Source organism: Pseudomonas sp. 1L-C-7-B-C1 (assembly GCF_057291635.1).
The window spans coordinates 39,271-58,734 of record NZ_JBXAWH010000013.1; the positions used below are offsets into that span (position 1 = coordinate 39,271).

The 19,464-nt window shown below is 58.6% G+C and carries 22 protein-coding genes and 1 tRNA gene; 16 read left to right on the forward strand and 7 right to left on the reverse strand.

Features of this window, described 5'->3' with window-relative positions; genetic code table 11:
- Positions 1–61 precede the first annotated feature (61 nt).
- Complete coding sequence (locus AC0Z8Z_RS19625) at positions 62–556, forward strand: hypothetical protein (protein WP_122534028.1); 495 nt, start codon at positions 62–64, stop codon at positions 554–556.
- A 110-nt stretch (positions 557–666) separates the two neighbouring features.
- Positions 667–1,188 carry a cytochrome b gene (locus AC0Z8Z_RS19630; RefSeq protein ID WP_485620216.1) on the forward strand — a complete coding sequence of 174 codons (522 nt, stop codon included), beginning with the start codon at positions 667–669 and terminating at the stop codon, positions 1,186–1,188.
- 108 nt (positions 1,189–1,296) lie between these two features.
- On the opposite strand, the gene gabP is transcribed toward AC0Z8Z_RS19630, so the two are convergent.
- Positions 1,297–2,688 (reverse strand): GABA permease, encoded by a 1,392-nt coding sequence (gene gabP, locus AC0Z8Z_RS19635; RefSeq protein WP_485620217.1) that lies wholly within the window; start codon positions 2,686–2,688, stop codon positions 1,297–1,299.
- A gap of 493 nt (positions 2,689–3,181) precedes the next feature.
- On the opposite strand from gabP, the gene AC0Z8Z_RS19640 reads away from it, so the two are divergent.
- The 6 genes from AC0Z8Z_RS19640 (at position 3,182) to AC0Z8Z_RS19665 (ending at position 7,946) form a co-directional block, all read left to right on the forward strand.
- Positions 3,182–3,955 carry an ABC transporter ATP-binding protein gene (locus AC0Z8Z_RS19640; protein WP_122534031.1) on the forward strand — a complete coding sequence of 258 codons (774 nt, stop codon included), beginning with the start codon at positions 3,182–3,184 and terminating at the stop codon, positions 3,953–3,955.
- A gap of 13 nt (positions 3,956–3,968) precedes the next feature.
- The gene (locus AC0Z8Z_RS19645; protein WP_485620218.1) at positions 3,969–4,733 is read left to right on the forward strand and encodes an ABC transporter substrate-binding protein; all 765 of its coding nucleotides are present in this window, start codon (positions 3,969–3,971) and stop codon (positions 4,731–4,733) included.
- A gap of 67 nt (positions 4,734–4,800) precedes the next feature.
- Positions 4,801–5,496 carry an ABC transporter permease gene (locus AC0Z8Z_RS19650; protein ID WP_122534033.1) on the forward strand — a complete coding sequence of 232 codons (696 nt, stop codon included), beginning with the start codon at positions 4,801–4,803 and terminating at the stop codon, positions 5,494–5,496.
- The gene (locus AC0Z8Z_RS19655) at positions 5,493–6,182 is read left to right on the forward strand and encodes an ABC transporter permease (RefSeq protein WP_192171307.1); all 690 of its coding nucleotides are present in this window, start codon (positions 5,493–5,495) and stop codon (positions 6,180–6,182) included. The genes AC0Z8Z_RS19650 and AC0Z8Z_RS19655 overlap by 4 nt, the downstream gene beginning before the upstream one ends.
- 188 nt (positions 6,183–6,370) lie before the next feature.
- Complete coding sequence (locus AC0Z8Z_RS19660) at positions 6,371–7,576, forward strand: methyltransferase (RefSeq protein ID WP_485620219.1); 1,206 nt, start codon at positions 6,371–6,373, stop codon at positions 7,574–7,576.
- Positions 7,577–7,870: 294 nt separating this feature from the next.
- A tRNA-Thr gene (locus AC0Z8Z_RS19665) sits at positions 7,871–7,946 on the forward strand.
- A gap of 95 nt (positions 7,947–8,041) precedes the next feature.
- On the opposite strand, the gene AC0Z8Z_RS19670 is transcribed toward AC0Z8Z_RS19665, so the two are convergent.
- From AC0Z8Z_RS19670 to AC0Z8Z_RS19680, 3 genes are read right to left on the reverse strand one after another with little or no spacing between them, the layout of a single operon-like run.
- The gene (locus AC0Z8Z_RS19670) at positions 8,042–8,248 is read right to left on the reverse strand and encodes a hypothetical protein (protein ID WP_485620220.1); all 207 of its coding nucleotides are present in this window, start codon (positions 8,246–8,248) and stop codon (positions 8,042–8,044) included.
- Positions 8,245–9,300: a phage integrase gene (locus AC0Z8Z_RS19675; RefSeq protein ID WP_485620221.1), complete on the reverse strand. Its 1,056-nt coding sequence runs from the start codon at positions 9,298–9,300 to the stop codon at positions 8,245–8,247. Before AC0Z8Z_RS19675 ends, AC0Z8Z_RS19670 begins: the two co-directional genes overlap by 4 nt.
- A gap of 52 nt (positions 9,301–9,352) precedes the next feature.
- A complete protein-coding gene (locus tag AC0Z8Z_RS19680) occupies positions 9,353–9,595 on the reverse strand; it encodes a helix-turn-helix domain-containing protein (RefSeq protein ID WP_485620222.1) in 243 nt (80 codons plus the stop codon).
- Positions 9,596–9,692: 97 nt separating this feature from the next.
- Between AC0Z8Z_RS19680 and AC0Z8Z_RS19685 the strand changes: the two genes are divergently transcribed.
- The 7 genes from AC0Z8Z_RS19685 to AC0Z8Z_RS19715 all read left to right on the forward strand — a co-directional run bounded on the left by AC0Z8Z_RS19685 (position 9,693) and on the right by AC0Z8Z_RS19715 (position 15,255).
- On the forward strand, positions 9,693–9,926 hold the full coding sequence (locus AC0Z8Z_RS19685; protein ID WP_485620223.1) for a hypothetical protein: 234 nt from the start codon (positions 9,693–9,695) through the stop codon (positions 9,924–9,926).
- Positions 9,927–9,937: 11 nt separating this feature from the next.
- Entirely contained in the window at positions 9,938–12,595 is a 2,658-nt protein-coding gene (locus AC0Z8Z_RS19690; protein WP_485620224.1) for a toprim domain-containing protein, read from the forward strand.
- Positions 12,596–13,083: 488 nt separating this feature from the next.
- Positions 13,084–13,374, forward strand: coding sequence for a hypothetical protein (locus AC0Z8Z_RS19695; RefSeq protein ID WP_485620225.1), 291 nt, complete (start codon positions 13,084–13,086; stop codon positions 13,372–13,374).
- Positions 13,375–13,404: 30 nt separating this feature from the next.
- Positions 13,405–13,764 carry a DUF7673 family protein gene (locus AC0Z8Z_RS19700; protein WP_485620226.1) on the forward strand — a complete coding sequence of 120 codons (360 nt, stop codon included), beginning with the start codon at positions 13,405–13,407 and terminating at the stop codon, positions 13,762–13,764.
- Positions 13,764–14,015, forward strand: coding sequence for a hypothetical protein (locus AC0Z8Z_RS19705; RefSeq protein WP_485620227.1), 252 nt, complete (start codon positions 13,764–13,766; stop codon positions 14,013–14,015). Before AC0Z8Z_RS19700 ends, AC0Z8Z_RS19705 begins: the two co-directional genes overlap by 1 nt.
- Before the next feature lie 63 nt (positions 14,016–14,078).
- Entirely contained in the window at positions 14,079–14,375 is a 297-nt protein-coding gene (locus AC0Z8Z_RS19710; protein ID WP_485620228.1) for a hypothetical protein, read from the forward strand.
- A gap of 664 nt (positions 14,376–15,039) precedes the next feature.
- On the forward strand, positions 15,040–15,255 hold the full coding sequence (locus AC0Z8Z_RS19715; protein ID WP_485620331.1) for a hypothetical protein: 216 nt from the start codon (positions 15,040–15,042) through the stop codon (positions 15,253–15,255).
- Here the strand turns inward: AC0Z8Z_RS19715 and AC0Z8Z_RS19720 are convergent.
- The 3 genes from AC0Z8Z_RS19720 to AC0Z8Z_RS19730 form a co-directional block, all read right to left on the reverse strand.
- On the reverse strand, positions 15,228–15,488 hold the full coding sequence (locus AC0Z8Z_RS19720; RefSeq protein ID WP_122536546.1) for an ogr/Delta-like zinc finger family protein: 261 nt from the start codon (positions 15,486–15,488) through the stop codon (positions 15,228–15,230). The genes AC0Z8Z_RS19715 and AC0Z8Z_RS19720 overlap by 28 nt on opposite strands.
- Positions 15,489–15,554: 66 nt before the next feature.
- Positions 15,555–16,418, reverse strand: coding sequence for a phage portal protein (locus AC0Z8Z_RS19725; RefSeq protein ID WP_485620329.1), 864 nt, complete (start codon positions 16,416–16,418; stop codon positions 15,555–15,557).
- A complete protein-coding gene (locus AC0Z8Z_RS19730) occupies positions 16,330–18,393 on the reverse strand; it encodes a terminase large subunit domain-containing protein (RefSeq protein ID WP_485620229.1) in 2,064 nt (687 codons plus the stop codon). The genes AC0Z8Z_RS19725 and AC0Z8Z_RS19730 overlap by 89 nt, the downstream gene beginning before the upstream one ends.
- A 162-nt stretch (positions 18,394–18,555) precedes the next feature.
- On the opposite strand from AC0Z8Z_RS19730, the gene AC0Z8Z_RS19735 reads away from it, so the two are divergent.
- A complete protein-coding gene (locus AC0Z8Z_RS19735; protein ID WP_485620230.1) occupies positions 18,556–19,464 on the forward strand; it encodes a GPO family capsid scaffolding protein in 909 nt (302 codons plus the stop codon).

Consider the following 19,464-nt stretch of genomic DNA (forward strand, 5'->3'; position numbering starts at 1 on the left):
CAATACGCGCCCGATGATCCTGGGCCATGCGAATGGCTGCACCGCACAAGGAACCGCCGTCATGGCCTCCCCCGACAAACAGCAAAAACGCGCCCAGCGTGCAAAGGCCAAGGCCAAGCAGAACCGCTCCGGCAAGGCCCGGCCGAGCGTCATTCACCCAGTGCTCAACCACGCCTTCGTAAACGAGCCTTTCGATGACGTCGAAATCGATCTGAGCACATTCGATTTCAAAGACATCGAAGAGAACGGTTTCGACCCGGCGGATTTCGACGACCTGTTCGAAGCAATGAAGCAGGCGGAATCGATAAGCCTGCTGGCGCTGTGCGTGGTCTTCCTGCAATACCCGGTGCTGGAGCTGGTGATTGCTGAAGAAGACGAAGAGCCGGCGACCGACTTCATGATGGGCCTGCTGATTACCTACCGCGGGCTCTTCCACGAGGAAGATGAAGACGCGGCCGTTGAATGGATCGGCAGCGATGCCTTCCAGACTGCCTACAACGAAGCGTCCGTTATCCTGCAGAAAAAGAACGCGAAAGGTGCAGGCGGGCGTTCTTAAAACGTTTTTGATTTACATGACCCCGGTCAAAACGGTAGCTTTACGCCATTACGAGAATGCAACTCCTTCTCAACTAAAGGCTGGCCGTTTTGACACTCCCAAACACTCCTTTGCCTGAACCCATCCCAGGCGAAACGAGCGCTTACTCCCGAACGCGAATTGTCCTGCATTGGTTGTCTGCTGCCGTCATCCTATGGGCCACCTTCAGCGGCTTCGGCGTGGCATTGCTGGATCAGAACGACCCATTTCGGCAGTGGGTTGAGTCGTTCAACCCACAGCTGACCAGTCTGTTTATTCCGTTCTTCGCGTGGCGGTTGTGGCTGGCAATCAAAGCCCCTGCGCGGCACTCCGCTAAAAACGTCCAGGCGCGACTGGCGAGCGCTGCGCACAAGGCGATCTACGGGACGGTGGCGGGCGTGCTGATTACTGGGGTGCTGATGATGAGCCATCCGGTCATGCTGCTGGCGCTGGTGCCGCTGCCACAGCTCATTCACTCAAAGATCGCGCTGCTGGAGCTGCATCAGCTGCACCACGTCCTGTGCGCGGTATTGGCAGGGTTGGTGGCGCTGCATCTGGCGGCGGTGGTACTGCATCAGGTACGCGGAAAATCAGTGCTGAGCAGGATGAGCTAAGGCGCTGAATCTCCTCACCGCAACCCAATCGTCGAGCAAAAAAAAACCGCCATCATCCCTGATAGCGGCTTCTCGACAGCGGTCGGCCACAACCGACTCACTTCCCCATCAATTCAACACAACCTTCCCTGCCTTCCCCGCCTTGCGACGGCTTGAAACGATCAGGCCTGCTGCCACGACCATCAGGCTCAGCAGCCCGGTGGCAATGATTTCCATACGGTGGCCTTCCTGGAACAGCATGATGGTCAGCACGGCGACAATGAACACGATCACCGCCCAGGTCAGGCCGGGGAACAGCCACATGCGGAAGTCCACCGCCTGGCCTTCTGCTTCACGCTTGCGGCGCATACGCAGCTGGGAGACGGCGATCACCAGGTACACCAACAGCGCGATGGCGCCCGAGCTTGCCAGCAGGAAGTCGAAGACCGCCGCGGGCGCAACGTAGTTGGCGAACACGGCAGCAAACGCAGCACCGGTCGACAGCAGCACCGCCCAGTAAGGCGTGCCGGCCTTGGTGGTGCGCTGGGAAACAGCAGGGGCGTCACCACGTTTGCCGAGGGAAAACAGCATGCGTGAAGCCGTGTACAGCGCCGAGTTCAGGCAACTGGTCACTGCGACCAGCACGACGATGTCGACGATCAGCTTGGCGTTCGGAATGCCCATCAGATCGAGCACGGTCTGGTACGAGCCCACTTCAGCCAGACGGCTGTCGTTCCACGGCACCAGCGCGACGACTAGGAGGATCGAGAGCAGGTAGAACAGGCAGATCCGCCAGATCACCGAGTTGGTGGCCTTGGTAATTTGCTGGCCAGGATTCTTCGACTCTGCCGCCGCGATGGTGACAATCTCCGTCCCCATGAACGAGAACATGGTGGTTAGCATCGCCGCCAGCACCGCACCCATGCCGTTAGGCAGGAAGCCCTGCGTGTCATACAAGTGACTGACGCCGCTGACCTGGCTGTTCGGCAGCAGACCCAACACCGCCGCAATGCCCAGCAGCACGAAGCCAATGATCGCAATGACCTTGATCAGTGCGAACCAGAACTCGAACTCTCCGTAGTTCTTCACGCTGAACAGGTTGGTCGCGGTCAGCAGCAGAGTGATCACCAGTGTGAACGCCCAGATGGCCACGTTCGGGAACCACGCGTGCAGAATCGTCGCGGCGGCGTTGGCTTCCAGCGGAATGACCAGCACCCAGAACCACCAGTACAACCAACCGATGGTGAAGCCGGCCCAGTGCCCGATCGCGCGGTCGGCGTAGGTCGAAAAAGAACCGGTGTCAGGCGAAGCGACAGCCATTTCCGCCAGCATGCGCATCACAAGTACCACCAGTGTGCCTGCGGCGCCGTACGCCAGAAGCACGGCCGGCCCTGCTTCGGCGATCGCGTGGCCGGAGCCGACGAAGAGGCCGGCGCCGATGACGCCCGCGATAGAGAGCATCGTGATGTGCCGCGGTTTGAGCCCTTGTTCAAGGTTTGAAGCGTTGGGTGTACTGCTCATGGAACCAACCTTAGAAGGATTTTGTACGGATCAGGACGTGTAGAGGCTCTTCGTAAAGAGAACACAACAGCTCTGTTATTTATTTTTTACGCAAGAATTACGCCAAGATGTTTCAAATACGACGTCGCAGCGGGATACGCCCACTCCAGACGATTTCCGCAAGTCCATGAATGCAATAGCAATTCGCCACTCGTGTAGGAAACGTTACTTGGAGCAACAGGAGGGTGACGATTAGCCGCACCGAAAATACACACTAAATACGAAACGGCACCAAACAAGCGCACAAGAATGGCCGTCGATTGCGCTCATGGCCGAAACACCCTTCCCCACGGCGGTTAAAGCTGGCACCATCGCGCCCTTTTTGCGCAACGGCATTCAATGCCAGCGCTCATCAAGCTCATCCTTATGAAGCTCGCGCCGCACGACCGTGCGACCGCCAGGTTGTGCCCAACTGGCCAACCCGATGAGCCCACCGAACACACGAGGACTGAACATGGCCGAGGCCACGCCCGCCCTGGAAATCCGCAATCTGCACAAACGCTACGGCCAACTCGACGTGCTCAAGGGCATCTCGCTGAGCGCGCGCGATGGCGACGTGATTTCGATTCTGGGTTCCTCCGGCTCAGGCAAGTCGACGCTGCTGCGCTGCATCAATTTGCTGGAGAACCCCCATCAGGGGCAGATTCTCATTGCCGGGGAAGAGCTCAAGCTCAAAGCTACCCGCAAAGGTGAACTGATCGCCGCCGACAACCGTCAGATCAACCGCCTGCGCAGCGAGATCGGCTTTGTCTTTCAGAATTTCAATCTCTGGCCGCACATGACCGTCCTCGATAACATCACCGAGGCGCCGCGTCGTGTGCTGGGGCAGAGCAAAGCCGAGGCCACCGAAGTCGCGGAAGCGCTGTTGGCCAAAGTGGGGATCGCCGACAAGCGTCATGCCTATCCGGCACAATTGTCGGGCGGTCAGCAGCAACGTGCCGCCATTGCGCGCACGCTGGCGATGCAGCCCAAGGTCATTCTGTTCGATGAACCTACCTCTGCCCTCGATCCCGAGATGGTGCAGGAAGTGCTTAGCGTTATTCGTGGCCTGGCCGAAGAAGGCCGGACCATGCTGATGGTGACCCACGAAATGAATTTCGCCCGGCAGGTGTCCAGCGAAGTGGTTTTCCTGCACCAAGGGCTGGTAGAAGAACAAGGATCGCCAGACCAGGTCTTCGATGACCCGCGGTCGGCGCGCTGCAAACAATTCATGTCCAGCAATCGCTAACGGAGCAACATCGATGCAGACCCTGAGAACTATTCTGTTGGCCGCTGCCGCCACCCTGGCAATGGTCTCCAGCGCCTTTGCTGCCGAGACCCTGAAAATGGGCATCGAGGGCGCCTATCCGCCGTTCAACAACAAGGACGCCAGCGGTCAGGTGGTGGGCTTTGACGTGGAGATCGGCAACGCCCTGTGCGCCAAGATGAAAGTGACCTGTGAAACCGTCACCTCCGATTGGGACGGCATCATTCCAGCGCTCAACGCACAGAAGTTCGACTTCCTGATCTCGTCGATGTCGATCACCGAAGAACGCCAGCAGGCCGTGGACTTCACTATTCCGTACTACTCCAACAAGCTGCAATTCGTCGCTCCAAAAACCACCAACCTCAGCGGCGACCTGGCCGCCATCAAGGAAACGCTGAAGGGCAAGACCATCGGCGCACAGCGTGCGACGCTTTCCGGCTCGTGGCTGGAAGACAACTGGGGCGACGACGTGACCGTCAAGCTGTACGACTCCCAGGAAAACGCCTTTCTCGACCTGGCCTCGGGCCGCCTCGACGCACTGCTCGGCGACAAATACGCCAGCTACGAGTGGCTGAAAGGCAAGGAAGGCCAGAGCTTCGAGTTCAAAGGTGATGCGCTTCCGGTTGACGACAAGATCGGCATCGCGGTGCGCAAAGACGACCCGCTGCGCGACAAGCTGAGCGAAGCACTGAAAGAAATCATCGCCGACGGCACCTACAAGAAGATCAACGACAAGTACTTCCCGTTCAGCATCCTCTGACCTGCCTGACTCGCGCTACTGCCTGCCTTTACAGGCAGCGGCGCCTGCCCTCTAGACAAACAACGCCATGAACTTCGATCTCTATGGATTCGGCCCGGCCCTGGCCGCCGGCATGCTGATGACACTTCAACTTGCGCTGTCGGCCCTCTGCCTGGGATTGGTCCTCGGCCTGCTCGGGGCGCTGGCGAAGACTTCGCCGAATCGGGCCTTGCAGTGGCTGGGCGGCACTTACTCCACGCTGGTGCGCGGCATCCCCGAATTGCTGTGGGTCTTGCTGATTTACTTCGGCACGGTCAGCTCGATGCGGGCGATCGGCAAGCTGTTCGATATTCCCAATCTGTCGCTGAGTGCGTTCGCGGCTGGCGTCATTGCCCTGGGCCTGTGCTTCGGCGCGTACGCCACCGAGGTGTTTCGCGGCGCCATGCTGTCGATCCCGAAGGGTCATCGCGAGGCGGGGCTTGCGCTGGGCATGTCGCGCTCGCGCATCTTCTTCAAGCTGGTGATGCCGCAGATGTGGCGCATCGCGCTGCCGGGGCTGGGCAACCTGTTCATGATCCTGATGAAGGACACCGCGCTGGTGTCGGTCATCGGCCTTGAGGAGGTCATGCGCCACGCGCAGATCGCTGTCACGTCCACCAAGCAGCCCTTTACCTTCTATATGGTCGCGGCGCTGATGTACCTGTGCATGACCGCGCTGTCGATGATCGGCTTGGCGTGGCTGGAAAAACGCGCGTCCGTGGGCTTTGTGAGGAGCGCGTCATGAGTTGGGAATTCGTCCTCAAATGGCTGCCAAAACTGCTGCACGGCGCCACCGTGACGCTGGAATTGGTCGCCGTCGCAGTGATCGCGGGCCTCATTCTCGCCATACCGCTGGGCATCGCCCGCGCTTCGCGTAACGCCTATGTCCGGGCGCTGCCCTACGCTTACATCTTCTTTTTCCGCGGCACGCCGCTGCTGGTGCAGCTGTTTCTGGTTTATTACGGCTTGGCGCAGTTCGACGTCGTCACCAAGGGTCCGCTGTGGCCTTACCTGCGTGATCCGTTCTTCTGCGCGGCGCTGACCATGACGCTGCACACCACCGCCTACATCGCGGAGATCCTGCGCGGCGCCATTCAGGCGGTGCCGCCCGGTGAAATCGAAGCGGCTCGCGCACTCGGGATGTCCAAAGGCAAAGCGCTGCTGTACATCATCCTGCCCCGCGCCGCACGCATTGGCCTGCCCGCCTACAGCAACGAAGTCATTTTGATGCTCAAGGCCAGCGCACTGGCGAGCACCGTGACCCTGCTCGACATCACCGGCATGGCCCGCACCATCAACGCGCGGACCTACATGCCGGAGCAGACCTTCCTCATCGCCGGGTTGATCTATCTGGTGATGTCGTTCGTGCTGGTGCAAGGCTTCAAGCTGCTGGAGCGGTACTTGCGGGTGGACGCCAGCCAAGGGCGGTGAAGCCTGATGCGCGCTCTAGCGGGAAACCTGTGGGAGCAAGCTTGCTCGCGCAGAGAACGCGGTCCATGTGGGAGCGAGCTTGCTCGCGAAAGCGTCACTTCAGCCGCCAAAGATCACCGTGGCTGAAGAGCGCTCCCTGCCCAAAATTCACCGTATGCTGCAACGCACATCCCGGCTGCCTTAATCCAATGCCACTCACACCCACGCAACTCCAATCCCGATTCGCAGCGCTCGATGCCTTCCTCCTGGAGCATCAGGCCCTGTGGCGCCCGCGCCCCTTCACCCATCGCCATCTAGCGTGGGAATCGCAGCACCCGGAGCTGTCCCGCTGGCTGCGGCAACGTTCGCTCGAAGAAGCAGAAGCTGCACACAACCACCCCGAACTTCTCGATGCGCCTCAGCCCTTTGCTCAGCTGGCCTTACAGTCGAAGGCGTTGAGCGAGATCGACGCGCTGCCGCCCGTTAGTCTGGCGCCTGTGTCATCGCGCATGAGCGTCGATGTCCCCGGCCGCAAATGGCAGCAGATCGAAGCCTTCGCCAGCCGCTTGAGCTTTCAACAGCAGCCAACCCACTGGCTGGATTGGTGTTCGGGCAAAGGCCATCTCGGTCGACGCCTCGCCCATGGCGGTCAATCGCTGACCTGTCTGGAATACGATGCGGACCTGGTTGAATCAGGAAGGCAACTCAGCGAAAAACTGGGCATCACCGCCGACCATCTGCACCAAGACGTCATGGCCGACGATGCAGCCGGGCGTCTGGGAACGCATCACACGCCCGTCGCTTTGCACGCCTGCGGCGACCTTCATGTGCGCCTCATGCACCTCGCCAGCGACGCACGCTGCCGACAACTGGCCATCGCGCCCTGCTGCTACAACCGCATCGTTGGCGAGCACTACCTGCCGATCTCCCTGCGGGGCAAAGCGTCCGCGCTTACGCTCTCCATCGACGACCTCGGCCTGCCCCTCAGCGAAACCGTCACCGCCGGCGCCCGTGTACGCCGCCAGCGCGACATCTCCATGGCTCGCCGCCTCGGCTTCGACCTGCTGCAGCGAGAGCTGCGAAGCGTCGACGACTACCTGCCAACGCCGTCGCTGCCCGGCGCCTGGCTCGACAAACCCTTCGCCGACTACTGCCGGGACCTGGCTGAACTCAAACAACTCCCCTCCCCCGGCATTCAGGACTGGACGGCACTTGAGGCGGCGGGCTGGAGGCGTTTAGCCGAAGTGCGCAACCTCGAGCTGCTGCGCAATCTCTTCCGCCGGCCGCTGGAAATGTGGCTCATCCTAGACCGCGCGCTTTATCTGACTGAGTGCGGCTACGACGTGCACATCGGCCCCTTCTGCGACAGCCAAGTCACTCCGCGGAATCTGCTCATTCTTGCAGAACGACCATGAGCGTTTTTTGACGCGCACGCCTGTGGATAAGTCTGTTGATGAAATTCCAGCGAACACCCGGAATTCCTGCAATGAGGGGGATGTAACCATTTGTTCATTTTTTAGTCAGCGTAAAATTGGCGCTAAAACAGTAGCTTGCGAACGATTGAGAATGGTTCCTGAATCTGACCGATCGTCGCCTTCGGTTTGTGCGATTGTGAATAACGGTAATCACCTTCCGGCATAAGGGCGGCGAAAAAACTGAAATTAGGGCTTTACTCGCCAGATCAAATCCCTATAATCAGCGCCCACAACGCCGGTATAGCTCAGTTGGTAGAGCAACTGACTTGTAATCAGTAGGTCCCGGGTTCGACTCCTGGTGCCGGCACCAAACATCAAAGCCCCGCAATCGCGGGGCTTTGGCGTTTCTGGGGTATCAGCTCTGATGCCCTGCCTTAAACGATAACGTCCACAAAACGTCCACGGTCATGCCCCGATCAGTTTTTTTCGCAAATCCCTTGCTTCTGCGGGTTTGAGCTTGAGGAGATTTGACCCATTTTTCGCACCGACTGATACCACCACCACTGCGCCTTTGGACCAATCATCTTCAACACCATACATCGCCACGATGTGGTCCATATTCAGCACAACCTCCTTGCCCTTAATATTTTTCACTACAACAAACTTGCTCATCGAGTTTCCCTTTTCTTTGAATTCTTACACGCCGCTAGTGGGTTCAAATGCACCACCTCAGCCAGATGCCCTGGACTGAAGTGAGCATACTTCATGGTCATCGCCAGCGAGGCGTGACCGAGTACACGCTGCAGGGTAAGAATATCTCCCCCTCTCATCATGTAGTGACTGGCGAAGGTGTGCCGCAGCACATGCGTCAGTTGGCCTGCCGGCAGCTCCAACTGCAGCGCGTCGACGGCCTCGCCGAATTTCTTGTAGCAGTCGCCAAACGGCAGCGCGCTTTTGATATGCGTCTGCAGCGCCTCAGTGATCGGTACCGCTCGGTTTTTGGATGATTTGGTGCGGACAAAGTGGATCTTGCACTCCCGCACCTGGCGCGCAGCCAACCCTTCCGCCTCAGACCACCGCGCGCCCGTCGAGAGACATATGCGGGCGACCATCCCTGCAGCCGGCGATCGGTAGTCCAGCTCGTCTAGGAGCGCGGGGATCTGCTCCGCCGTCAGGTACGCCATCTCGGTTTCGTCGAATTTCAAGGCGCGAACGCGGCCAAGCGGGTTGTCGCCTACCCACTCCCCCAGCCTCTCCAGCTCGTTAAACACGGCCCGAAGGTAGGCGAGTTCATGGTTCAGCGTGTTCGGGCTCACCGGCCGCGCCTCATCGCCTTTTTTTCTGCCGCTGCCAATGGTTGTCCTGGAATACTTCCCAGCCAGGCGATCGGAGCGGTACTGCGTAAAGTGGGCAGTCGTGAATTCCGTAGCGCGCGGATTGCCCATGCGCTCCGCCATCGAGTTCAGCGCCCGCTGCCTCTCCTCGCCCCGTTTCAAGACCCGCCCATGGCTGTTGAACCAGAGCGTCACCAAATCCGTTAAACGCCTTTCATCACGCTTGGGGCGGTGGACGAACTCGCCCTTTGCCCCCTCGCCCATCGTTCGGTTGTGATAGACAAGCGCCTCATTCTTCGCACGAAACTTCTTCCTGATCCTGGGCCCGTTACGACCCTCCGGCCGGCAGTCAACTTCGTACCGTCCGTCCTCAAGCTTTTTGATCGACATCTACCACCTCGAGCTTGCCTGCTCATATCCGCGTCCATGCGATTCATGTCACTTACTCAATCGGGCTGATCTGTCCGGACTCCAGCGCGGTATGTCCGGTCATCAGCCAGAGCGTGTACTTCGTGAAGCGAGGGTGCGTGGTTATTTTCATCAGCGCTATGGAGCTGATTTCAAGGCGCAGCCCGAGCTCGTATTTTTTGTAGCTGCTTAGGCTAATGCCCGTCGCATCGCAAAACTGCGACTGCGTCAGCCCTTCCTTCTGCCGAATTGCTTTCAGCTTGTCTGCGAGCTCCAACGCAATATTCCTATTGACAGAGTTCCGTATGTGTACCTATTCTTAGGTTCCGTATGGGTACTTTAGTGACCAATATCCACTTATAGAGATTACCAGAATGAAGATCAGCATCGACACGCCATACGTAACCGTCGGCGAGTACGCACGCCGCTCAGGACAATCAGCCAGCGCCATACGCCGTGAGATCGAGCTCGGCCGCTATCTCATCCGCCCGAAAACCGAAGGGTCCAAATCAGCGGTACTCATCAACATGGTTCACATGGCAGTGGAAGCCGCAGAACAAGCCGAGCGCGTCCTCGGTCCGTCCGCCAAGATCCGCGTCGAACTGTGAGGGGACGGTTGATGCAATTCGAAGATATCTACCGCCTGGAAGTCGTCAGCGCGCTGGAGCACGACCCGCAGCTGGACTTCAAAAAGGTCGACGGTACCTATCTGCAGAAGGGCGTCTGCCCGGGGTGTGGCCAGCGCACGCTGTTCATCGCTCGCAAGCAGCCGTTCCAGCTGAAATGCAACCGCTTGAACCAATGCCGCTACGAGGAAAAAACCCGGGAGCGCTACAGCTATCTGTTCGAAAACCTGAGCCAGCGCTTTCCGCGTACCGAGGCGAACCCCAACGCGACGGCCGATGCCTACCTGCAGCGCAACCGCGGCTTCGATATCGCAAAGATGAAGGGCTGGTACGAACAGGCACGTCGACACTTGGCCGACGGCAGTTGGGGCGACACCGTGCGCTTCCCTCTGTCCAATGGCTATTGGGAGCGGATCATCGACGCCACGGCGGTCAAGGCCAATGACGGAGACAAGGCCGGCATCAAAAAGGGCATGACCTACAAGGGCGATGGCTGGGTACCGCCAGGGCAGACGCTGGAGAAAAACGATCGGGTGTACGTGGTCGAAGGCATCTTCCACGCCATCGCTTTGCATCTGGCTGGATTCAAGGCGATCGCCTCGATCAGTGCGAACAACTTCCCCTGGAACATCATCGACGCGAACAAGGAGAAGCTGATCACCTGGGTTGTCGCCCTGGACAATGACCCTGCAGCGCACGCCGTTATCCCCAAATACCTCGGCAAGATCCGCGAACGGCGCGAGCTGTGCTGCGTGGCCCTGAGCGACCATCGGGATTGGGACGACGTCTACCGCGACGGCGATTTGGACGAGGCCTTCTTGAAGGAGGCGTACTACCAGGGCCGACTGTTCACGGCCGAGAGCACCAGCAAGCTCGCCTACCTGCTTTACCTGAAGCGCCCGGCCGGCTTCTACTTGATGGAGTTTCGCAGCTGCCTGTATTCCGCCAGTGTTAACCAGGCCGAACTGAGCATGGATCTGGGGGAGGAAAAGGTCGACGGCAATCGCGAGATCTTCCTCAAGCACGTCAAGATCAAAAGCGTGGCCAACTGCGTGCCGAATCTGGAGTACCTGGAGAAGGACATCGTCACCGGCGAGCAGCGTTACTTTTTCGACTTCAAATTTCCGGACAAGAGCCGCAGCTGCAAGGCCCCCCTCGCTCCGAACTCGATTACCGATCCTCGTGGCTTCGCTCGATCGCTGCTCGAGCACACGCCGGGTGGCAACTTCGAAGGCGGCGAGCGCGTGCTGGCCATGCTCAAGGCGAAATGGCTCAACGACCAGACCCGCGCCATCCGCACGGTGCGCAGCCTGCCCTTCGTGGGGTATGACGAGGATTCAGGTCTCTACTGCTACCCAACCTTCGGCTACAGCAAAGGCATTGAGGTGCCGGTCAACAGCCACGGTTTCATCGAGCTGGGTGGCAACGGCATCAAGACTGCGCTGGGCAACTTCAAAATGGAGCGCGGCGCCGACTTCGATCCGGAATGGTTCGAAGACTTCTATGCCGTACACAACCTCAACGGCCTGGCCGCATTGTCCTGGTGGACCGCATCGCTGTTCGTGCAGCAGATCAGCGCCAAGCAGGGCTCGTTCACATTCTGTGAGCTCACCGGCGAACCAGGTGCGGGCAAATCCACACTGCTGCGCTTCCTGTGGCAATTGTGCGGCCGCGACAACGAGGAAGGCATTCGGCCCAGCGGTACTGGCGCTAGTGCGGTCGGCCTGTCGCGCTCGTTCGCCGAGGTCAGCAACATGCCTGTGGTGCTAATCGAGTCGGACAAGGAATACACCGACAGCCAAGGGCGCAAGGTCGCTGTGCAGTTCAACTGGGACGAGCTGAAAACCCTGTTTGATCATCACGCCAAGCTGCGTGTGACTGGTGCGAAAACCGCCGGTAACGAGACTCGGGTCAACCTGTGGCGAGGGGCACTGATGATCTCTCAGAACATGAGCGTAGACAGCTCAGAGGCGTTTCTTTCCAGGATCGTCCACCTGCATGCCACCAAAGAACATCACTCACTGGCCCTCAAGCCGCAAGCGGATCGCCTGAAAAGCCTGGATGCCAGCTATCTGGGTGGCTACCTGCGCAAGTGCCTGGCGTTCGAAAAGGAATGGCTGGCTCGCTACTTCGACGCGTTCCCCCGCTTCGAACAGCGCCTGCAGGCCGTCGGCGGGGTCAACGAGGCTCGAATCGTTCTGTGTCACGCCCAGGTGTTGGCAGCGGCGTACGCCACTCAGGCGCTTTTTCCAGACTGGACGGATGCTGTAACGGAGACGCTGACGACCCATTTGGAAGTGCGTGCGATCGCCCGCCAACAACGATGCCGATCGGAGCACCCGGATGCTGCAGCGTTCTGGCAGATCTACCACTACCTGAATGAGAGGGTCGTGAAGACCATCGATGAAAAGGGCGAACGGGAAGAGACGCACGAAACCCTCAACCACAGCAACGAACGGGGAGTGATCGCGATAAACATCGAGCACTTCCAGGACGCATGTCGCAAAGCGGGCCAGGAGGTCCTTACCCGGACGCAGCTGCATCGGGCACTGCCACAAAGCACCTCTTTTCAGTTCGTGGAAACCCGAAAGGCTTATTCACGGCTGGAGCGCCGCACCATCAACTGCTGGATATTTAAAAAATCATCATAACCGTCTGATTTTTATAGCCTTTCATCGAATCGGTGTTCCGTGAGGCTTTGGAGGAGAGGTTTTGCGTGCTGAACCATAGGCTGTCTGTAATTTTTGAACTATTGGAGTATTTATCAATGATTTCAGTTAGTTACAGTTTTTCCCTACTGGAATGTTGCTGGAAGGCGCCGAACTACTTTGTAGTTCACGAACAGTTCATTTTTCGTCTTTCCGCACAGATCAGCTGCAGGCCAGAGCTGGCGTGTCCTGCAGCAATCTATCCACAACCTAATAGTTCAGAACAGTTCAGCAGCACTGAACTACTTTTCCGACCGGTTCGCCCCAGCAAAATCGGGGGCCTAAGCCTAGCTGCTCCGGCAATAGTTCAGAAATTCCACATCTGCTTACCCCCTCACGCGGAATCGGGTCGGCTGGATGCAATTGTCTGACACGCCCGCACCGATGAACCCCCAGCAACACCAGGACACCACCAACAAAGGAGCCACACCATGCAAGTCGAAGTCATCACCGGCCAGTCCGGATCCGGCAAAACCACCCAGCTGCAAAGCATCCAGGCCGAGCTGAAACAGCAGGGCGTCACCGCCCCGATCATCGTCGGCAATTGCTGCACGACGCCTTACTTCGTGATGCAGCTGCAGCGCTGTGCGGAGTCCGGCGATCGCCACTTTCTGGCCGACGACTGCACGCGCCTGCAGATCCAGGCAGTGATGGAGTTGCGAGACAACGATAACGTCCAGTTCCCGGACGACCTTATCGTCCACCTGGTGCGCCAAGCCTGATTCCGAAACCATCTTTGAAGGAGCAACACCATGAAGCCAAACATCAAGGCCCTACCTACCGCGCTGGCCGAAGCGATGAGATACCAGCAGGCGCGCCCGTTGATTATTCAAACCGGCGAAGCCGCGCTGCAGCGTCTGGTCGAGATCGCCAGCAGCGGTACAGGGCAAGGCCGGATCATCGGGGTATTTCTGCTCGGCCTTTACAACGGTCAGGACTATCCATTTGACCTGACCGAGCTGCGCGCCTTGGACCTTTCAGTTTTCCGGGATTGCCTGGACGTGCTCGAGCTCGACTATCAGCCCGAAATGGAGGTGCACATGAGGGTCGCCGATGGCCCGGCCATCTGGAACAGGCTGGTGCAGCAGTGGGCTGAGGGAGTGCTGCCGTAGTGGACATTCATTACAGCGTGAACGGCGTTTCCAGCCTGCTGATATTGCCGGCTCGATACGTCGACGAATGCACCCCAGCAAGTCTGGCTGAATTGATAGCAAGCGATTTCTGGCGCAACCGCCCCACCGAAGCACCCACAGCAATGAGCCTGGTGCATTTAGCAGATGTGGACGGGCAGGACTTGGGGATTTTTGAAGTACAGCGCGACATGCGCCCGATATTCACGGCCAGCCCATTGCGGGAAGCCTGAATGAAACCGGTGTCGAGGAGTTGGCGCTCCTCGACACCTACTACCACCAAGGAGCAATACCGGATGAAAGCACAGTACCCGAGCGGCAGCGGCGGCAAGAATAGCACCCTGCTGAAGTCAGAAACATCCACGACAACCAAGCCACCTCGCCCGTTTGTGGCGATCGCGGTCGTAGGCGCGGCATTGATCGCCTACCAGATCCACAAAACACCGGACGCCCGGCAGCGGCTGGAATGCCTCGCCGATCAGGCACACCGGATGGGTGACCTCAGCAGTCGCGACGTCGCCATTGTCGCGGATCTGCTGGGGCAGCCAGCAGCGACTACCCCATTCAACGAGGAGCAACGTTATGTCTTTTGATTCAAACCACGCTCAACACATCGAATCACCAGGCTGCGAGGTAGACGCGAGCACCCTCTGTCCTTTTATGCCCGGCTGCTCGATTAAGTTCAGGGGAGTCGCAAGAAGCATAATCAAGCCCCGCTTGGAGCACCGCCTGTTCGAATGTATTTCCTGCGGCACCCCGATAATGGCCACCCCCGCCGGCCACGACTGGTGCAAATCGATGGGGCGACCCCGATCCGAATGCGGCTGCAAAGACTGCATAGTTCATTGAGCATTCGAAACATCAAGAATCGACATTGCCAGATGGTTGCCAGCGCCGACAGCACGAAATGGCGCCTCGCATACCCGCAAGTGAATACATGTTAGCGAAGGAATTGAAGCATAGAAGCGAGCGAGTGAATCAAGTGCAAGTTCTTGAGGCACCCTGGGAAGCAACACTTCACCAACTCTATTAAAAGTAAGGATGCTTCGGCATCCTTTACTTTTAATAATCCCTCTCAATTCTTACAGCCAGTTAAGAAATATCTGCAAATTCCCTATGCGACGGCCTGCACGCAGCGGGAAATCAGGGCTTTAATCTGAACCTTCCCGCCCAGTCAATCAGACAAAAATCTTGACGCGACAAAAATTCAGTACCTAGACTCGGCAGGGTTAACTGAATGAAAACCGGAGCGCAGTTATGAGCCCAGCAGTTTCCAAATTGAACGAGCTATGCGAAGAAGTTGAGGAATGCGGACACCACTTTGCGCTGGTAATTGATATCGCAACATCCGGAACCCAGCTTTCCGAGAGAGGTAAGTTAGGATTAACTGAATATGGAATGTACAGTCTTCGACGCTTCGCCAAGCTTGAAAAAGAGCTGCTGAACTACCGAAGTTCTTGTATACCCAACTGATTAAACAGGTCCCGCTGCAAAGCCTTCGGCATTTCACGCAAGCGGTCGAATATCAACCGGTCGACCGCTTGTGCTGAAGGACTTAACGTATGGTCGAACGTTAAATGCGCCACCCACGTGTGCCCGCAGGTAGGCGCCAAGCACTGGCAATAGAGCTTGGCGAAATCAATCGACTGTTCATCACGCGATCCGATCCGCCCCTTCCCCCCACACTCTCTGCAATTCACCCGCACGTAAGCCTCCGAAGTTCCTGATAAGGCACTATTTTGCCATAACTGAGACCCAATCTAAGTGACGCGCTATTCCTTCGGTTCTGCCTCAACATCTCGCCAGTTGATCCGGCGATCAGCTCGAAGACTGTCATTCACCTGATTGAACAACTGGCAAATCGGCCGTATCTCGTTGCTGGTATACACCCGGTCAATCTTCTCGATGTCTCCAAATCCCGCGTTGTTCTCCGGGATGATTCCCGCCAGTGCTGGGTTCATACGCCACGCGGCGATGATATCGTTGCGGGTGATGTTCTTGACCTTCTCCAATTCGTCCTTTGCTTGGAAGTCGCCGACAGGGATGATCTGAATGGCTTTCTCAGAGCCACCCGGGATGTTGACGAACAGCGATCGGAAATTCCCAACCCCTTTGCTCGCACTGATCTGGGCTCTCAACTCGTTTTCGTCGTCTTCAGACAAGTCCGGATCGTTGGTATAGAAGATGTACCCCGCATGCGCGCCGTTGCTGTAGTAGCGCCGGCGGAAGAGGGTCGCCGCTTCGTTGAGCAAAAGCGCCTGCAGGCCGCCCAAGTAGTCGGGCACGCCGTAGATGTTCTGTTCCACGTCGTAGTTGAGGATGTGCTCCACCTCGTCCTGGTCGAACTCCACTTCTTTGCCGCCGGCCAGCAACTGGACGAAGCCGCCGCCAATCTTCACGCGCATGTTGATGGCCGGCAGGTGTTCCATCTCCAGCACCTGGCCAAACGCATTGGGCTTGCGGTAGAGATAGGCCTCGCCGAACACGTTGAAGTCGAGCGCTGCGCGACTCATCGTCGCGAAGGTGAAGCCCACTGATGGCATGAACTCACGCAGCAAGAGGTTGCGCTTGAAACCCGGGATGGCGCCGTGGTGTGCATTGGCCTTGAGCAGCTTGGCCAGCCCGGGGCGGGACACCGGCGGCGTGTACAGGCGCCCGTCGTTGCTGGCGAACACGCCCAGGTACTGGCCGATGTTCCCGGTAAGCACTTGCTCCGGGGCCCCGAACGAGAACGCCCGCATGGGCGCGGACGCCGCTGGCGGTGCCGGCTGAGTGTTGCGTTGATCCATTGTGTGTTGATCCGGTGAGGGCATAGCGGCTGCGCCGCTGCTTGTTGGTGTTGAGGGGTTCGTTGGCCAGCGCATGCATGACGGCCCAGGCGATGTCCGCATGGCCTGTGGCGTCGGTGCGCGAGGCGCTGTAGGTCACTTGGCCACTACCAGTGGTGCCGCGCTTGATCGTCAGGAATGCCTGGGCAATATCGCTCCAGCCAGCGTCCCACTCGATGCGGCTGCCCTGAATCGTGTCCTGCGCTTTGAGCACCAAGGTGTTTTTGGTTTCAAGGCTGTAGTGGATTGAGGTAGCGCGCGGGTAGAAGTCGCGCACCAGGTCGAACACGCCGTAGCCTATCCCGGTGGTGTCGATGCCGATGTGCTGAACGTTGAAGCGCTCGGTCAGCTTCTTGACCTGCTCGGCCTGGTACTTGAAGGACTGACCACGCCAGCTGTGTTTCTCCAGGATCCGGAACTTGCCGCCTGTTTCCAGCGGCGGCGCGATGACCACGCATGTGGCGTCGTCCCGGGTTCGGCTCGGGTCGTAGCCGATCCAGACCGGGCTATTGCCAAATGGCCGTGGGTCGTCAGGGTCGTAGTCCGTCCACAACGACAGATCCGAATAGCATCGCTCCAGATCCGCCAAGCTGAACGCGCTCTGCGTGCTGTCGATGAATTTGCACATGAACAGCTGCTCGAACGTGTCCTCGTCGTACTCCAGCTGGAGTTGCTCGAGGTCGAACAGATCACAGCCCCCAGCGATTGCGTCGAGGATGGTAATGACCTTGCGCCACTGGCCGTCCGGGCACAGCGCGCCGCCGGCGATCTGCTGTGCACCCGGCCATGGGTCTTTGGCTTTCTTGCGCTTGCTGTTGCGGAATTTCTCGCCACTCCAGAACGGATAGGCCTGGTGCGACACCGCGCTGGGTGTCGAGAAGTAGGTTTTGCGCCACTTCTTGTGGGTCGCCATCGCCGAGGCGACGGTGTTTAGCTTCTCGAAATTCTGAATCCAGAAATATTCGTCGACGTAGACGTGCCCATGATGGCCCTGGGCGGTACTGCTGTTGGTGCTCAAAAAGCGCAGCTCAGCCCACGGCTTGCCGTCTTTGCTGAGCACGATCGGGTTGCCGGTCAACTCCAGGCCAAACCATTCCTGGGCAAAGGAGATGATGTAGCTGCGGAAGATCTCCGACTGAGCTCGGCTGGCCGAGAGGAAAATCTGGTTTTCGCCAGTCAGCACCGCATCCATGAACGCTTCGCCGGCGAAATAGTAGGTCAGGCCGACCTGCCGACTTTTCAGGATGTTGCGGATCCGCGCCGTCAGGGGGTTCTGCTTCGCGGCGAACAGCTCCTTCTGATAGGCGTACATCTTGCTGATGAACTTGTCGAGAAAGTCGACTTCGGTCAGCTCGCTGACGTCGTTCTTGACCTTCTTTTCCCGCTTGCTCCCACCCTTGCTGCCACGGTCCGCCCGCTCCCGACGGTTGCCCCTTTCATCACCTCGTCGCTGGCCTGGCTCATCTGTGTTCTCGGCAACGGCCGTGGCGGCGGGTTTAGCGCACTGTTTAACGAGCCGTTCGCGCACGGTCGTCAGACGGTCGAGCTCGTCCAGCTCGCCTTTGGTCAACGGCGTGTGCTTTTCCAGCAGCAGCGTGATGCGTCGGCTGACTGCAGTCAGTGGCTCTTCATCGCACAGCATGTTTTCCCAGCCGCCCTGGCGGATCCAGTAATAGACGATGCGGATGTTCGGCAGGTTGAGGTGCGCCTGGATTTCCTTCGCCTTGTGGCGGCGCAGGAACAGGCGTTTGGCGGCTTCTTTAACTTCGTTGGCGTAGTACATGGACTGCAGTCTATGCGGCGAAATTAGGCCGAACGCGGGGTTAATTTCTGCAAATGACCTACATCGCGCATGTAGGAGGAGCGCGCAAGGCAACCGTTTGTTTGACGGCCTGCGCGTGCCTATCTTGGCGGCTCAGACCACCGATGAGCGCTATTCACGTCCATGCCCCGTTCACTTGTTTCGTATTGGAAACGCGTTGCCACCAGCGGCCCTACCGTCGACGGTCGCGAGATCCTTCCCCAGGAACTGCGGGACATCGCCGAGACCTACGCGCCGTCGAAATTCACCGCCGTCATCTGGTGCGAGCATGAGCGCTGGTTCGGCTCCCACGGAACCGTGTTTGCCGTACGCCTGATCGAGGAAGGTGAAGACCTGGACGCCGGCCAAGTCGCACTTGAGGCCCAACTCAAGCCGAATGACCGACTGCTGTCGTTGAATGACCAGGGCGAAAAGCTGTTCTCCAGCATCGAGATCACGCCCAACTTCGCTGGCACCGGCAAAGCCTACCTGACAGGCCTTGCCGTCACCGACTCCCCCGCCAGCCTGGGCACACAAGAACTCTACTTTGCGAGGAAAACCGGCAAAGACGCCTATTACGGAGCCTCTGTCGAGATCGGCCCGCTGAACGATGACCCGCCTCAGGGCGAGATGGGCAAGCTGACTGCGATGTTGGCCAGCCTGTTCAAGCGCTTCAGCAGCGATCAGCCAGCCCCCGCCGCAAACGAATCCCCTACCGAGAGCAAATCCCCGATGGATGAAGCCACAGCTAAGGCACTCAAGAGCCTGGTTGAACAACAGCAGGCCGTCACTGCCGGCATTCAAGCGATGATCGAAGGCAACATCGACGCCGACGCAGATCAGGTCGCCGACGTGCAGACCGCAGTTGATGAAGTGTTAGCCAACGCTGAAGACGACAAGCAGCTAAGCCAACAGGGCGCGAGCAATAAAGCCGTATTGGCCGCCGTCGCCAAGCTCGATGCCAAATTCAACAGCCTGCTCGACAGCCCCAAAGGCCGTCATCTGCCGCGCACCACCGGTGCCGCCGATCCACAAAAAGCGCGGGTGCTCTGA

What these genes read in the sequence shown, in the direction of transcription:
- AC0Z8Z_RS19625 (WP_122534028.1), top strand. Translation starts at nt 62, where the DNA reads ATGGCCTCCCCCGACAAACAGCAAAAACGCGCCCAGCGTGCAAAGGCC.
- gabP (WP_485620217.1), bottom strand. Translation starts at nt 2,688, where the DNA reads ATGAGCAGTACACCCAACGCTTCAAACCTTGAACAAGGGCTCAAACCG.
- AC0Z8Z_RS19640 (WP_122534031.1), top strand. Translation starts at nt 3,182, where the DNA reads ATGGCCGAGGCCACGCCCGCCCTGGAAATCCGCAATCTGCACAAACGC.
- AC0Z8Z_RS19645 (WP_485620218.1), top strand. Translation starts at nt 3,969, where the DNA reads ATGCAGACCCTGAGAACTATTCTGTTGGCCGCTGCCGCCACCCTGGCA.
- AC0Z8Z_RS19650 (WP_122534033.1), top strand. Translation starts at nt 4,801, where the DNA reads ATGAACTTCGATCTCTATGGATTCGGCCCGGCCCTGGCCGCCGGCATG.
- AC0Z8Z_RS19655 (WP_192171307.1), top strand. Translation starts at nt 5,493, where the DNA reads ATGAGTTGGGAATTCGTCCTCAAATGGCTGCCAAAACTGCTGCACGGC.
- AC0Z8Z_RS19660 (WP_485620219.1), top strand. Translation starts at nt 6,371, where the DNA reads ATGCCACTCACACCCACGCAACTCCAATCCCGATTCGCAGCGCTCGAT.
- AC0Z8Z_RS19670 (WP_485620220.1), bottom strand. Translation starts at nt 8,248, where the DNA reads ATGAGCAAGTTTGTTGTAGTGAAAAATATTAAGGGCAAGGAGGTTGTG.
- AC0Z8Z_RS19675 (WP_485620221.1), bottom strand. Translation starts at nt 9,300, where the DNA reads ATGTCGATCAAAAAGCTTGAGGACGGACGGTACGAAGTTGACTGCCGG.
- AC0Z8Z_RS19685 (WP_485620223.1), top strand. Translation starts at nt 9,693, where the DNA reads ATGAAGATCAGCATCGACACGCCATACGTAACCGTCGGCGAGTACGCA.
- AC0Z8Z_RS19690 (WP_485620224.1), top strand. Translation starts at nt 9,938, where the DNA reads ATGCAATTCGAAGATATCTACCGCCTGGAAGTCGTCAGCGCGCTGGAG.
- AC0Z8Z_RS19695 (WP_485620225.1), top strand. Translation starts at nt 13,084, where the DNA reads ATGCAAGTCGAAGTCATCACCGGCCAGTCCGGATCCGGCAAAACCACC.
- AC0Z8Z_RS19700 (WP_485620226.1), top strand. Translation starts at nt 13,405, where the DNA reads ATGAAGCCAAACATCAAGGCCCTACCTACCGCGCTGGCCGAAGCGATG.
- AC0Z8Z_RS19710 (WP_485620228.1), top strand. Translation starts at nt 14,079, where the DNA reads ATGAAAGCACAGTACCCGAGCGGCAGCGGCGGCAAGAATAGCACCCTG.
- AC0Z8Z_RS19715 (WP_485620331.1), top strand. Translation starts at nt 15,040, where the DNA reads ATGAGCCCAGCAGTTTCCAAATTGAACGAGCTATGCGAAGAAGTTGAG.
- AC0Z8Z_RS19730 (WP_485620229.1), bottom strand. Translation starts at nt 18,393, where the DNA reads ATGTACTACGCCAACGAAGTTAAAGAAGCCGCCAAACGCCTGTTCCTG.
- AC0Z8Z_RS19735 (WP_485620230.1), top strand. Translation starts at nt 18,556, where the DNA reads ATGCCCCGTTCACTTGTTTCGTATTGGAAACGCGTTGCCACCAGCGGC.